Below are 13021 nucleotides of genomic sequence, written 5' to 3'. Positions count from 1 at the left end.
GCTTGACCAATCCGGTGACCGCACCGTCAAACCGTGTCAAAGAATCATTGAAATGGCTCTTGCTCTTCGGCATGGCATTGGCGATATATCTCGTCGGTGCCGGCGCCTTGCGCGCCGATGAGGGTTGGCGGCTCCTTTTTCACTCGTTGACCGAAGCGTTGCCGGCGCAAGACCAGCAAGCGATCTACGCCCAGATGGGCCTGGCAATCAGCGCTGACGGCAGGTATCTGCTGGTCCCCGACGTCGAAGCAGCGGGACCGGTCACCATCAAGGCTTCGCGCCAAGACCTCAACGGCGACGGACAGGATGAGATCTTTCTCCTCGGCGGCAATGCCTACCTGTCGGGTGGCACCGGCAGCTCGATCTGGCTGTTCATCAAGTCGGCAACCGATCAGACCTGGCGCATGCACCTGGGATTCCCGGCCGCTGCCTATACCGTGCTCGACGAGCGCAACGCGGGTTTCCCTGATCTGCGCTTCGGCGGCATGGGTTGGTGCGATGGGATCTGGCGCTGGGACGGCAGCGGCTACGCCCACCACCGCAACGTGGCCACCGCACCGGGTGGATGTGATCACCTCGCTCGCCCCCGCTCCTTGCGCTGACACCGCGTAGGTGCCGCCGAAAAGGGCGACTACAATCACTCCGTTGCCCGGATCGCCGCAACCCTCCCAACGGACACGGAACGGCGGCCCGCCCGAAATGCGGTAGGCCGCAGCAACTCCACCGCCACTGCTACGGGAGTTCCTTAAGCGGCGGTAAACCCAGCTTTTTACGCTTGACGTTTTCGAGGTAGAGCAGCCGCGCCTGCCGTTTCGCCTCCATGGCATCGGCGCGCGCCTTCTGCTTCGCGGCCACGGCTGCCGCATAGTCCGCCTGGCGCTTGGCTGCCGCCGCGGCCGCTTCCTCCTGCGCCTTCAGTTTGGCGGCTGCAGCCTCTTCCGCGGCCTTCTTTGAATCCGTCGCCGCGGTCTCCACCGCCGCCTTTTGCTGCGCCTGTGCATCTGCCGCAGCCTTGGCGCGATTGGCCTCGGCTTCCGTGACCAGCCTGGCCACCGTCATCTCGGATGAGGGCGTGATGCGGTAGCGCTTCACCACATCGCCATCGACCGCTAGGAATGTCAGTACGCCATCGCCACCCATCTCCCACCAGCCCGGCGTACGCATAAAATCGTTGGCCGCGAACTTTACCGTTGGCTCTCCATCGGCGTAGACGGTGAGATACTGCCCGGGTTTGTCACCGGCTTCCGATGCCAGCCAGAACAGGTGCCGGCTGTCCGGCGTAAATTCGGGGCTGCCGATAGAGCGCGGCGACGGATACACCAGCGTGCCGTCAACATACAAACCCACCGTCGAGCGATCACCGGTACCGGCCACTTGAGCGAGGTGCTTGCCGTCGTCGCTCAACAGGTACCACTTTGAGGGCAGCGGCCTGGCCCACTGGTGAAACTCCAGAGGCGTCAGCGCCTCGTTGAGCTTACCGTCCACCACCAGTCCGGTGACCTCGTTGCGCCCCACCGGTCCGACGACATACACGAAACGCGAGCCGTCCGCGCTGAATGTCAGCGAGCCATCGTTAGGAGAGAGGTTCGGGGGCAGTACCGACTGACCGTCCACGACCACCGAAAACACGCGATTCGAACCATCGCGTGTCCCGAAAGCGTAACGGTTACCTTGCGCAGCCATCGCAATGGGCGACTCCATCAGCCCGCCGATCAGGCTGGTGATCGGGAACTCCTGATTCTCGACGATCAGAAAATTGCGGCCGCCGCTCGCGGCGGTGTAGATCAGCTTCGAAGAGTCGGGGGTCCAGTACGGCTCGTTGATCGAAAGGGTCTGGTACTCCTGACCCTTCCTGCCATCGACCACCATGAAGGCGGAGCGCGCCACGTCGTTCACGCAGGCCACCGCGTAACGCTTCCCGTCGGGGCTGAACCAGACCTGCTGGGCGCCTTCGGTGCCGGGCACCTCCCTGCCGTCGAGGTAGAGCATCGGGACACCCTTACCGTTTTCGACCCGCGCCAGATCAATGGCGGCGTAGCGGTTACCCACCGGCGCGGTCACCACTTTACCGACCCCCTGCCCGCTGGAGACCACCTTGCCGTTAACCTGCAATTTGCGTTTGTAGTCGATGGTCCCGATGGTCAACAGCAGCTTGCCGTCGGCGGTGAACATCGGCTCCATGCCGATGTAGTCGGCCACCTTGCCGTCCACCACCAGGAAGTACTTGTCTTTGTCCTCAGGGCTGACGGCGGTGTAGGCGTAACGGGAATCGTCGGAACTGAAGACCGGCAGCATGTCCTGATGCCCGCTCCAGGGCCCCGGCTTACCGTCCATGACCAGCCGCTGCAGCGTACGCCCGCCCTGTTTCTCCTGCTCGTTCCAGTGCACATGATTGCCGCCGGGTGAAAGGGTCAGTTGTCCGTAGTTCAACGCAAGCGCTGGCCGCGGCCCGCGGGCGATCTCCTTGCCGTCGTGAATGACGACGTATTCATTACCCTGACGACCGGCGTAGGCATAGTGCTTGCCGTCGGGACTCATGATCACCGGGCCGCGTTGCGCGGCGATATTGCTCCTTCCCCCGGCGCTTGCCGTCATCGGCGAGACCCTTGGCGGGGAGTAAAAGCTCTGGCCACGGGGCGTGAACAAATCGTCCATGACCGGCCCCTCGACCCCGTCGACAGCCACCACCAATCGACTGCCCTTGGTGTTGATATAGGCCACGCGCACGCCGCTCGGACTGACCGCGTAAACACCGCCCGCAGTAACCGGTCCGATGACCTGCTCGTCGATTTTTACCGCCGCGTGGGAGGAGAACGCCACGAACAGCGTGGCGGCCATAATTAGCGAACAAGGGATTTTTTTCATCCTGGTATCCAGTCGCAATAAGGGTGATCAGGGGGTCGCGAAACGGGAGCGCGAGACTTGCACGTCATCCGCCGCGGTGGTCCCAGCAGCACATCGCTGTGAGTTAGAAGCAAAGCGGAACCACCGGGCGAACGCGGGAACATCGAGGCACACCACTACACCGGGGCTGTCATCGTTCATACCAACTCCGACGGACGCACAGTGGTTAAGGCGATTTGGGGAACCTCTGATTAGGTCGTGCTCAGTGATCCCCTGGCTCTGGTGAATTGAGTAATGCACAGATTTTTACGCCGTCAAGAACGCGCGCAGAAAAATGTGCGGTCGACGCTCGATATCCCCCTACATCCAGTCCGATATTTTTTAACCCACCCACACAACTGCTCGACCCTGCTTCGAACAGTTGCCCATTCACTGCCGGCTTGCGCACTGTCACGCTCCCGAAGCGGCCGATTGCCTTCGGTGTGGCGGGCACTACCGGAGACGGATTCAACACGCAGGCGCTACGGGCACTGTTCACAGGATCGCAGGGAGCGGAACTCGGGGACGGGGGGATGCTGTTAGACGGAGTTCGTGTAGGCGGCCGATCCGGGATCTGTGCACATCGCCCGTGCGATGACTCACCCAACCCATCGAGCAATTCGCAAACGAGTTCCCAACAGATCGTTCCGTGGTTGCAGGACCACAACTTTTTTTACAGGTGCTTTTCGACCTCCGACAACCCCGTTCCCCGATCGAACGGACGGGCGGCGTTACTCGGTGAGTCTCGCGGACAAGGATGAAAGTTCGGTCGTAATCGACAACCAACGCACCACAAGGGTCTATGGGGACGATGCGCTGCGCCGCGGCTATCGCTATTGCGGCGCAGGCCTTAGAATCAGCCCAGCGGATACCCAAAGTCAGCCGGCGATATCACGCTTGGTGGTGCTCGAAAACGGCACACCGCCAGGACCGGCCCACTCCCCGGTTCGCGAGGCGTTGGATATCGGCCAGGGACGCAATCGTCACTGGCATGACGGTTCAGCAGAACGGTTGTTTTTTCCACACTGGACAACAGCGCTTCGCGCACCAACGGGCGAACCTATACCATCACAGCGAAACAACAAGTGAACAATAGTAGGTCGAAAAACTTCTGGGCGGGCAACGCCATCCTGGCGCTGGCGCTGATCGTCCTGCTGGCCCTGGGCAGGCTATCGGAAATACTCGGCATCTGGGCCATGGTGCTGTGGATCGCGTTGGTAGGTCTGGGTGTGTATCTACTGATGCGTGATAAAGGCGAACCGCCGTCACTTTCCGACTGACCTCCCGAGCTGAGCGAAAGCACATTCCCGCCTCCCTATGAGCGCCCCGTCGAACGCTACCGTTTCTACAGCCCTGGAAGCCGCCCTGCGCAGCCGCGGGCTGGTATTGGTTGCCCTTTCGGCGCTCCTCTTCAGCAGCGGCGGTCTGATCGTACGTTCGCTCGACACCGCCGATCCCTGGACTACGGTGTTCTGGCGTTCGGTATTCGCCGCGCTCTTTCTGCTCGGCTACATCGTCTGGCGCGAGCGCGGCAACACATTCACCGTCTTTCGTCAGATGGGAGGGGCCGGTCTGGTGGTCGCCGCCTGCTTCACCGCCGCCTCCATCGGCCTGGTGATCGCTCTCAGCCTGACGACCGTGGCCAACACGCTGATCATCCTCAGCATCTCACCGCTGGTCGCCGCCGGTATCGGTCGTGTGGTACTGGGGGAGAAACCCTCGCCCAGCAGTTGGTTGGCGATGTTCGCAGCCTTTTGCGGCATCGCGCTGATGGTATCGGAATCGGCGGGTCGCGGCGCGCTTGCCGGCGACCTGATCGCACTCACCGTTGCCAGCGCACTGGCGATCGCCATCGTTACCATCCGCCGGCATCGCCACCTGCGCATGACGCCCGCCAGCTGTCTCGCCACCCTCCTCGCCGCCACCATTGCCTTTCCATTGGCGACGCCGCTCGCTGTATCGACCCATGATTTTTCACTATTGATCTTTTTTGGAGCGGGGCAGTTGGGATTGGGGCTGGCGCTGTTTACGGCCGGGGCACGCCATGCGCCTGCTGCGGAGGTGGCATTGATCGGATTGTTGGAGCCGATACTCGGACCGGTTTGGGTGTGGCTTTTTCTGGGTGAAGAGCCAAGCGCCACCGCGCTGCTCGGTGCCGGCGTGGTCATGGGCGCGTTGATTGCTCACACCCTGCTCGACCGCCGCCGCGTGCGGGCCGTACCACCCACGCTCTGAGGATCAACCGCTCGGGCGCCGGCCGCTGCCTGGCGCGGATGGCGGCCGGGTTGCTAGGGCCTGGTCTGGTCCAGAAGGTACTGCAGATACTCCAATCGCCTGCGCGACACCGCTATCTTCTCTTCGAGCACCTCATTCGCTTCATCGATGGCGTGGAAGGTGTCCGGATAGAAGAACACATTAAAACTGTCGAGATAGCGTATGTCCTGTTTGTTGTCGAGCACCAGGTTGTCCATGCCGTACAGGTCGATCACCTTCATCTCCGACGACTCGTACCACCGATGCGCCGCGCTCACGAAGTCCCGCAATTGTGCCCGCGCCTTGGTCAGATTACGCAACAGGGGCACCACATCGTCCTCGAAGGTCGGATTGGCGATGTTGAACCAGCGGGTGACGGCGCGCGCCACCGCCACCACCGTCACCTCACCGTCGACACGGGTTTGCAGAAACATCGCCTTGGGAACCATCGGCCCCAACTGGGCGCGCAGTTCCATGTAATCCTGCTGGTAGAACTGAATCTCGCGCATGCTGCACGGCAGTCGGTAACGCTTGATGATGTAGTTGCGAATCAACCTTTTGTCATCGCGCAGGAACAGCCGGCTCACCTGCCAGGCGTCGCAGTAGAAGCCGAGGCCCGACATGAACTGGGCGCGCAGATTCGGAGTGTCCAGACAACCGATGTCGTTGGGAATCTCTAGATCGGATCGACCCACGGCTAGCTTTACTTCGCTGGCGATTCAGAGGAATCGGAAGGGGAGTCAGGATGAAGCAATCGATTCAAGAATGGAACCTCAAAACCCCTCAGGGCTGAAAGTTTGAAGCGGGCCGCCCCACTGGTGAAAACCGGTGAAACGTTGTTGCTCTCATCTGCTACGGCTGGAAAATCCCAATCAATCCGGCAGTTCGTACTCAAATAACCAGAAGTTTTCGAGGGGTTTGTACCAACAGGTCTTTGCCGCAAACGACAAAGCCAATTCATACAACTCTGCTTCGGACGGAAAATTCTTGAGGACCCGATGCACCGAGCCGTCCCGCAGGGGTCTTTGTTGATAGGTGTTCCCCTGCTCATCGCGCTCGGCAATCGGAAACTCGCGGCACTGCACTTCGGAGTTGTCTATCAGCACAACGCGGGAGCCGGGTTCCAGCAAGCCATGCAGGCTACGGAAAAACTCCGCCCGACGTTCGACGGGTACATGAGAGAGCCAAAGACCCGCAAACGCGCCGTTGAAACGCCCCAGACCATTGGGCAACGCGTAGGCGTCGGCCACCCTGCATTGAGCGTGAAGAATCCCGGGTCGTTGCCGTGCAAACTCCAAAGGCTCCGCAATCCCATCCGTGGCGACGTACGATAGACAGACAGGCGCGATGTACTGCGACCAGTAGCCCGTTCCACACGCAACTTCAACGACGTTGCGACCCGCCAAACGAACGGGCAAGTACTCGCGGAGAAATGCGATATCGTTCTGGCGTTCGGGTTTCTCGTAAACCGCATCGTAGTAGCTCGCACGCGCGGAGTAGTAAGCCTTCATCGCGGTTTCGGGTATACGCAAGGCAGGCTCTCTGGTTCGACTAGCGGGAATTTATCGCCCGCTCTCAACCGCTTTTCCGCCGCGCTCGACGAGAGCCTTGAGATTGAGACCCTCGACACGCATATGCTCACGTACGGCGTCGAGCTCGCGTTTGTGGAGTCTTGCCGCGAGCGGTCCCATGCGCAGGTGAATCTCGGCGACAAAACGGCAGAGGCCCGGCGACGGCTGTTCGATGTGGAAGATCAGGCGCGGCAGAAACAACCTGAGCAACCAGAACGTTGGCGCGAACTCGATATGTGTGTGGCACTCGATGCGCGTAAAGACAACCTTCTTCTTCAGCAGCTTTCCGGCTATGACCTCCTCGAAGTAAAAGACATTACCCTCGGCCAGACCGCGGCCGGAGACCCACCGAAACAGTTTGTGGTCGGGGTGCCACTGCAGGTAGTGGCCTTCCATCTCCTCGAAGAACTGAAAGATGGCCTTCGGCGTGGCGTGGACATCCGTAGTCTCTCGGAGGATCACGACGGACTCACCCGGATGGGTGCGTGCTGCTGGAAGACCGGTCATTCACCCTGCTATTTCCCATGCGTCTCAAAAAACTCCCAGATAACCTCCGTAGCGCTCAGGGCGGAACTTGGCGCGTCGCCCCTGCGGCTGCCCTTCTGCCCACCCGGCCAGGCATGGCCATTGTCCTTGACAAGGTAGATCTCGACGGCTCTGCCAGCCGGGCAACGGTAGCGCCACAAAACGTATCGGCCCCTATCAAGCTTGGCCGGCTCTTTTCCGCAGCCATTGACGTTCGCCCAGAAACCCGCCTGCTCCAGCGCCGGCCTGGCGGGTACGCCGTCCCAGGCGTCGGCGAAACGCCCGCCGGAGGGACCGCCCTGATAAGGAACCGACTCATCGAGCATGCCATTGATCATGATGGCTGACACCGGATGCCGGGGCCGGACTTCGTCGCCGAACACCGTTGCGACCACCGGCGCGATCGCGGCCAGTTTGTGCGCGAGTTCGATGCCAAGCCGGTGCGCCATCATCCCCCCGTTCGACATTCCCGTAACGTAGACCCGCCGTGGATCAATCGGGTACTCCGCGATGAGTTTGTCAATGAGTGTGCCGATGAAGTCGACGTCCTTCGTTCGGTTTTTCATCGCGTAGCCGCAGCAATGCCCCGCATTCCAGGTCAGCAGCTTGCCATTGAAACGGCCTGTGCCTTCGGGATAGGCAACGATGAAGCCCCGAGTTTTCGCCTGCTCCGTAAAACCCGTCATTCGTTCGGCATTGAAGGCATTGCCACCGCCGCCGTGCAGAACCAGCACGAGCGGCATCCGCACATTGCGCGATGGCATCGCGCGTGGAGTACGCGCGACATAGGTCCGTGTGATCCCGTTGTGAACCAGAGTTTGTCGTTGCTCGACGGGTGCGGCGTCACGATCCGTGGCGAAACCGGTTGAGCCGCAACCCAGCGACAGTCCTGCCGCCACCATCGGGAAAATCAGCCGGTTGATGCTCTGCATGTTCAACAACTATCTCCCAATGTGATTTAGAACTTCCTGGCAAGCGATTATGAGATAGCCGGGGATACACCCATTTGTTGGTTCTTCGCAGCAACCGGATCCATCAAACCATAGCCCGTCTCCGATTACTTCGGGGCCCTCTGATCAAGCCGTGTTCAATGATTCTGTTGCCCAGTATTTCTCAGACCAGCTTTTCCAGGTACTCTTTCAAGACAAGGGCGTGAGTATGTTTTTTGTCTTTCGCACCATAGAGGAGGATAAGGTTTTTCTGACTCACTTCTTCCAGGTGTTCTTTCGCCTCCTTTTTATTTTTACTCAGTTCGCTCAGATATATTTTTCTGAATTCGCCCCATTTTTCCGGATCATGGTCAAACCACTTACGCAGATCGTTACTTGGAGCCAGATCCTTCCAATGACCGTCAAGGCCAGCTCTATCTTTTGAAATGCCACGCGGCCACAAACGATCCACAAGGGCATGATATCCCTGCGGCGGATCATCATCATAAATACGGTGAATCAAAATATTCATTTCTCTTCCCTTTTTTCGTCGCACTTGCAAACAATAACACCACAATATTTAACGACTGAGCCAAGTCGCAACCAGCGAAGTTGGTGTCGGCTTGGGCGATTGGTTATACCGCTTAACCAACTTTTTTAAGTTCTTCACGTATGATGCGCCTAAGGGTTTTTGCGTCTACCGCGGGTTCGGCTTTTGACAATGCCCCCCTTAACGCATCATTGATAAGCGTCTGGTAACCCCGACCGAGTTCATCGCCTTTCTCCCGAAAGGCAGCAATGATGTCGTCGTCCAGATAAATAGTAATGCGAGTCTTACCAGTATTTTTTGCCACCGGTCCCCGCTTGCCTTTACTAAAATCGTATTCCTGCCTCATAACTCTTTCGCTCTGATTTGGTCGCCCTACGCGCGGAAATAACGCGTATCGAATTACCACGATAGGCGTATACCACCACCACAATCGTGCCCAAGGCATCCGTACCTACCAAGATGAATCGCTCTTCAGTCGATGCCCCTGGATCGGGCATTGAAATTGCGTACTGATCGTAGAACGCTGTTTCTACGTCAGAAAAGCAAATTCCATGCTTGGTGAGATTTGACCTTGCTTTTGCAGGGTCCCATTCAAAGTCCATGAAAAAAGAATATGTATTATATATGCATATGTCAAGTATGCATGCCGCAGCTAGACAGCGGTACAACGTTTAAGCTGTGCGGCGCCAACGAAGCGCAGCGTAGTTTGCGTCCGAACGAGCGCCTTGTTAGGCGAGATTACTGAAATAACTCTTTCTTTATTTTTTTCCATGCTGTTTCAGGCTTAACTGGTAGTTTGAGGTTTTTAAAGTTTACTTCAGCTATGTCATCGAATATGGCTTTAGTGTCGTTCATATTTAATTCCATATTAGTAATAATTTTCGAGGCGCGACTAATAACGCCGGGTGCGATCATGGCATGCGATTTCTGAAATGGTGGAAATTCTTTCGAAGTATATCCGCCAGTGTTACATGGACCATTGACATCTAAATAAGTTACTTCAAGGAATATAGATAAGGCCTGTTTAGATTTTGATTCTGCTGAGAGTATTTCAGCCATAGCAAATTTAGTGTTTCTATATAGCCCCCAATTACCACTGCTGGCGTTATCTATCAGCTCTTTATTCAGCAAAGACCATTTAATATCATTTTCGGATGGTTCTCGACCAAATTTCTTTGTAAGTGATTTTCTCTTATTTTCAATTATTTTCTTCTTTTGTTTGTACTCTGAATGAGTGCCATCAATAATTGACCATTGTTCTTCGATAGTGTCGATTTGGGTCTCAGTAATTAGAATTTTTTCTCCAGTTTTCGGACTGGTGCGCACATAAATGAAATTGTTGCACCCTGGGCATTTCTTTTTTCGACCTGGCTTTTTATCAAGCGCATAATTGCAATATGGACATATGGCTTCCACATTACCAACCATTGGAAATTTTCTTTTCCGATAGTGTGTTATTATTGATTTAAATATTCCCATATCTTACTCTTTTACCAGTGTCTAATACGGAATTGGCTTGCCACAATGGGCACAGGTAACAGATTTTAACTCACTAACTTGTATAGGATACCCGTGTATTTTATTTGAGTCAGAATGGCATACAACTTTCACAGCTGACATATCACCCATAAATTTACCACCTTGTAAGGCAATACCTATTGTCTCGGAACCTACCCATACAATATTTGTTCTGTTTTTATCATCTATTTGCACATGACCCGATGATACTGCCGTAACTATATAATTTTGATAACTCTCAGACGAAACCCCAGTAAATACGGTTCTATAGTCAGCATATGAATTAGGCAATGTATGCTTTATATATTTCTCTAATTTGTAGTTATTGTCAGCAAGAGTATTTCCTTGCGGTGGCGACCTCAACATTCTTTTTTGCGCCGCACACTCATGACAATAGTAAATACTCATTTTTTCCTTTCGCCTAACATTTGTATATCGAGCTGGTCCCGGTATCCCGATTACGACTTTTCCGTGATCACCTACACTGAATTGTTTATGAAGGGATTTTCTTGGCTCGGTGAATTCCCTTCCCCGTGCAAACACGCTGGTCCCGTTATTTGGAATCTATCTCAAAATCCCACGCGAGCTGTGCCGCTCGCTCGTGACTTCATCGCCGGGTTAAATGGAAAAGCGAGCCGTTTTCCCGAATATATCGAGATACATCGTGCCGTCAAGCAAAAACACCGATTAGCGTTGACCCAGAGTAGCACTACTACACGCTCCTCGATTACATGTGGCACGCCTCGCCCAGCGTCACATGCAGAGTAGCGGCGCGACTGTCGGTACCTGATACTGCACTGCATTCAGAGCTGAACTACACTGGCTAAAATCCGGGGAGACTCTAACCAGGCCATCAATCCTGGCGGTCCCTCGCAAGAACTCGGAATCGAGTACTCTCTAGACGTTGTGTTACCGGGTTCCCGCTTTTGCGGAAATGACGACAAGTACAACAGACAGAACCCCCTGAACGACAGCGAACGCTTATGAAACAGATCCTGGTTTACGGTGATTCACTCTCCTGGGGCATCATTCCCGATACCCGCCACCGACATCCCTTCCACGTGCGCTGGCCCGGCGTGCTGGAGCTGGAACTCAATGCCGACGGCGAGTCGGTGCGGATCATCGAGGACTGCCTCAACGGCCGGCGCACGCTGTGGGAGGACCCTTTCAAAGCGGGACGCAACGGCCTGCAGGGATTGGCGCAGCGCATCGAGATTCACTCGCCACTGGCACTGGTCGTGCTGATGCTGGGGGGCAACGACTTTCAATCGATGCACCCGCACAACGCGTGGCACTCGGCGCAGGGGACCGCGACGCTGGTGGACACCATCCGCACCGCTCCCATCGAACCGGGCATGCCGCAGCCGCCGATATTGATTCTGTGCCCGCCGGCCATCGGCACGCCGCGGGGAATCATCGCGCCGAAGTTTGCCGGAGGCGACAGGAAATACGCAGGACTGCCCGCCGAACTGAAAGCGGTGGCCGATTTGAAGCAGTGCGCTTTTTTCGATACCAACAGCGTCATCAGCGCCAGCCCCGTGGATGGCGTACACCTGGATGCCGAAACGCACATCACTCTGGGCAAAACGTTGGCGCCCATCGTTCGCCCGCTGCTCGCCGGCGGCCACTGAACCGACACCACAGCGCAGGAGGTCCTTACCATGGCGTGGCCCGAAGCCGCCGAACAACTCGCGCAGCGCATCCGTCCGCTCCTGCAGGCCCATCCCGGTTTTGACGAGAAGAGGATGTTTGGCGGCCTCTGTTTCCTGCTCAACGGCAACATGTGCTGCGGCGTTACCAAGGAGGCACGGCTCATGGTGCGCGTGGGTGGCGATGCCTATGACGATGCGTTGCGCCAACCCCACGCCACGGAGATGGATTTCACCGGCCGGCCGCTGAAAGGGATGGTGTTTGTCGATGCGCCTGGATTTGCACACGACAACCAGCTTGCGGAATGGATAGATCGCGGCATCGCCTTCTGCGGGCAACTTCCCGAAAAATCGGCTGCTGCCAAATCCAGGCGAACCAAACGCCGTTAAGGAATTCTCTGGTTGCGCGCCCCGCCGCGCTGAACACGACGAAGAGCCGGAGCAATGGCGCAGGGAGCGTCGTTAGCGGGCTCCGCGATGCAAGCCCGCAATTTCCAGTCAGCGCGTTACTGGATTCCCACTTTCGCGGGAATCACGATACGATGATCGATCAGGGACTCCTGTGCCCACTATCATTTCATTTAAACGGGAACTCGCCCACTATGTCTGACACATCTCTGCCGCAGATACGCCCTGAACAAGCGAGCGATATTGCCGCTATCCACCAGGTGAATGAGCTCGCCTTCGGCCAAGCGATAGAGGCTGATCTGGTCGATGAACTGCGCCGGGAATGCCCGGAGTTTCATTCGTGGGTGGCGGTCGTCGACGAACGGGTCGTCGGGCACATCCTGTTCACGCCCGCCATACTGGAGACCGGTGATCAGGTCCTTTACGGGATGGCGCTCGCGCCCGTTGCGGTGTTGCCCGAGTTTCAGAAACAGGGCATCGGCGCGGCGTTGATCGAAGCCGGCATCGCGCACCTCGACGCCGCGGCGTGCCCCTTCCTCATCGTCCTCGGCCACCCCGCCTATTACCCGCGCTTCGGCTTCATCCCCGCGGATGAGTTCGAGATTCGCTGTCAGTGGGAGGTACCGGAGGAAGCCTTCATGATGCGCTTTCCGGGCGTGCCACCGGCCAACCTGCGTGGTGGTGTGGCGTTCTACCGCAAGGAGTTCGATACCGCGGTCTGAGAGGTCATCTCTC

Annotated in this window: 14 protein-coding genes; 6 read left to right on the top strand and 8 right to left on the bottom strand. The window is 57.1% G+C overall.

Features of this window, described 5'->3' with window-relative positions:
* Positions 1-2 precede the first annotated feature (2 nt).
* A complete protein-coding gene (locus DWQ09_03260; GenBank protein ID KAA3629286.1) occupies positions 3-602 on the top strand; it encodes a hypothetical protein in 600 nt (199 codons plus the stop codon).
* Positions 603-732: 130 nt separating this feature from the next.
* Here DWQ09_03260 and DWQ09_03255 read toward each other — a convergent pair whose 3' ends face one another.
* Positions 733-2838 (bottom strand): hypothetical protein, encoded by a 2106-nt coding sequence (locus DWQ09_03255; protein ID KAA3629285.1) that lies wholly within the window; start codon positions 2836-2838, stop codon positions 733-735.
* Between the two features lie 1130 nt (positions 2839-3968).
* On the opposite strand from DWQ09_03255, the gene DWQ09_03250 reads away from it, so the two are divergent.
* A complete protein-coding gene (locus tag DWQ09_03250; protein KAA3629284.1) occupies positions 3969-4163 on the top strand; it encodes a hypothetical protein in 195 nt (64 codons plus the stop codon).
* Between the two features lie 37 nt (positions 4164-4200).
* Positions 4201-5118, top strand: a complete 918-nt coding sequence (locus tag DWQ09_03245; GenBank protein KAA3629283.1) for a DMT family transporter — start codon at positions 4201-4203, stop codon at positions 5116-5118.
* Between the two features lie 53 nt (positions 5119-5171).
* Here DWQ09_03245 and DWQ09_03240 read toward each other — a convergent pair whose 3' ends face one another.
* From DWQ09_03240 to DWQ09_03210, 7 genes are all read right to left on the bottom strand, one after another.
* Complete coding sequence (locus DWQ09_03240) at positions 5172-5831, bottom strand: hypothetical protein (protein ID KAA3629282.1); 660 nt, start codon at positions 5829-5831, stop codon at positions 5172-5174.
* Between the two features lie 177 nt (positions 5832-6008).
* Complete coding sequence (locus tag DWQ09_03235) at positions 6009-6647, bottom strand: class I SAM-dependent methyltransferase (GenBank protein ID KAA3629281.1); 639 nt, start codon at positions 6645-6647, stop codon at positions 6009-6011.
* A gap of 51 nt (positions 6648-6698) precedes the next feature.
* Positions 6699-7169 (bottom strand): SRPBCC family protein, encoded by a 471-nt coding sequence (locus DWQ09_03230; GenBank protein KAA3629830.1) that lies wholly within the window; start codon positions 7167-7169, stop codon positions 6699-6701.
* A gap of 53 nt (positions 7170-7222) precedes the next feature.
* Complete coding sequence (locus DWQ09_03225; GenBank protein ID KAA3629280.1) at positions 7223-8164, bottom strand: polyhydroxybutyrate depolymerase; 942 nt, start codon at positions 8162-8164, stop codon at positions 7223-7225.
* A gap of 181 nt (positions 8165-8345) precedes the next feature.
* On the bottom strand, positions 8346-8693 hold the full coding sequence (locus DWQ09_03220) for a DUF488 family protein (GenBank protein ID KAA3629279.1): 348 nt from the start codon (positions 8691-8693) through the stop codon (positions 8346-8348).
* Between the two features lie 112 nt (positions 8694-8805).
* Positions 8806-9057, bottom strand: a complete 252-nt coding sequence (locus tag DWQ09_03215) for a CopG family transcriptional regulator (GenBank protein KAA3629278.1) — start codon at positions 9055-9057, stop codon at positions 8806-8808.
* Positions 9035-9313: a hypothetical protein gene (locus tag DWQ09_03210; GenBank protein KAA3629277.1), complete on the bottom strand. Its 279-nt coding sequence runs from the start codon at positions 9311-9313 to the stop codon at positions 9035-9037. Before DWQ09_03210 ends, DWQ09_03215 begins: the two co-directional genes overlap by 23 nt.
* 1899 nt (positions 9314-11212) lie before the next feature.
* Between DWQ09_03210 and DWQ09_03205 the strand changes: the two genes are divergently transcribed.
* The 3 genes from DWQ09_03205 to DWQ09_03195 are packed head-to-tail and all read left to right on the top strand — an operon-like array spanning position 11213 to position 13008.
* Positions 11213-11860 carry a GDSL family lipase gene (locus tag DWQ09_03205; GenBank protein ID KAA3629276.1) on the top strand — a complete coding sequence of 216 codons (648 nt, stop codon included), beginning with the start codon at positions 11213-11215 and terminating at the stop codon, positions 11858-11860.
* A 30-nt stretch (positions 11861-11890) separates the two neighbouring features.
* Positions 11891-12268, top strand: coding sequence for an RNA methyltransferase (locus DWQ09_03200; GenBank protein ID KAA3629275.1), 378 nt, complete (start codon positions 11891-11893; stop codon positions 12266-12268).
* The gene (locus DWQ09_03195; protein ID KAA3629274.1) at positions 12184-13008 is read left to right on the top strand and encodes an N-acetyltransferase; all 825 of its coding nucleotides are present in this window, start codon (positions 12184-12186) and stop codon (positions 13006-13008) included. The genes DWQ09_03200 and DWQ09_03195 overlap by 85 nt, the downstream gene beginning before the upstream one ends.
* The last annotated feature ends 13 nt before the right edge of the window (positions 13009-13021 follow it).

This window comes from Pseudomonadota bacterium (genome assembly GCA_008501635.1).
Lineage (GTDB): Bacteria > Pseudomonadota > Gammaproteobacteria > QQUJ01 > QQUJ01 > QQUJ01.
The sequence above is the reverse complement of the archived record's forward strand: the minus strand, read 5'-3'. Positions and strand labels throughout refer to the sequence as shown.

Bases quoted from the DNA above. Each gene is read 5' to 3' on its own strand.
- DWQ09_03255 (KAA3629285.1), bottom strand. From the start codon at position 2,838: ATGGCCGCCACGCTGTTCGTGGCGTTCTCCTCCCACGCGGCGGTAAAA.
- DWQ09_03245 (KAA3629283.1), top strand. From the start codon at position 4,201: ATGAGCGCCCCGTCGAACGCTACCGTTTCTACAGCCCTGGAAGCCGCC.
- DWQ09_03235 (KAA3629281.1), bottom strand. From the start codon at position 6,647: ATGAAGGCTTACTACTCCGCGCGTGCGAGCTACTACGATGCGGTTTAC.
- DWQ09_03225 (KAA3629280.1), bottom strand. From the start codon at position 8,164: ATGCAGAGCATCAACCGGCTGATTTTCCCGATGGTGGCGGCAGGACTG.
- DWQ09_03220 (KAA3629279.1), bottom strand. From the start codon at position 8,693: ATGAATATTTTGATTCACCGTATTTATGATGATGATCCGCCGCAGGGA.
- DWQ09_03215 (KAA3629278.1), bottom strand. From the start codon at position 9,057: ATGAGGCAGGAATACGATTTTAGTAAAGGCAAGCGGGGACCGGTGGCA.
- DWQ09_03210 (KAA3629277.1), bottom strand. From the start codon at position 9,313: ATGGACTTTGAATGGGACCCTGCAAAAGCAAGGTCAAATCTCACCAAG.
- DWQ09_03205 (KAA3629276.1), top strand. From the start codon at position 11,213: ATGAAACAGATCCTGGTTTACGGTGATTCACTCTCCTGGGGCATCATT.
- DWQ09_03200 (KAA3629275.1), top strand. From the start codon at position 11,891: ATGGCGTGGCCCGAAGCCGCCGAACAACTCGCGCAGCGCATCCGTCCG.
- DWQ09_03195 (KAA3629274.1), top strand. From the start codon at position 12,184: ATGGATAGATCGCGGCATCGCCTTCTGCGGGCAACTTCCCGAAAAATC.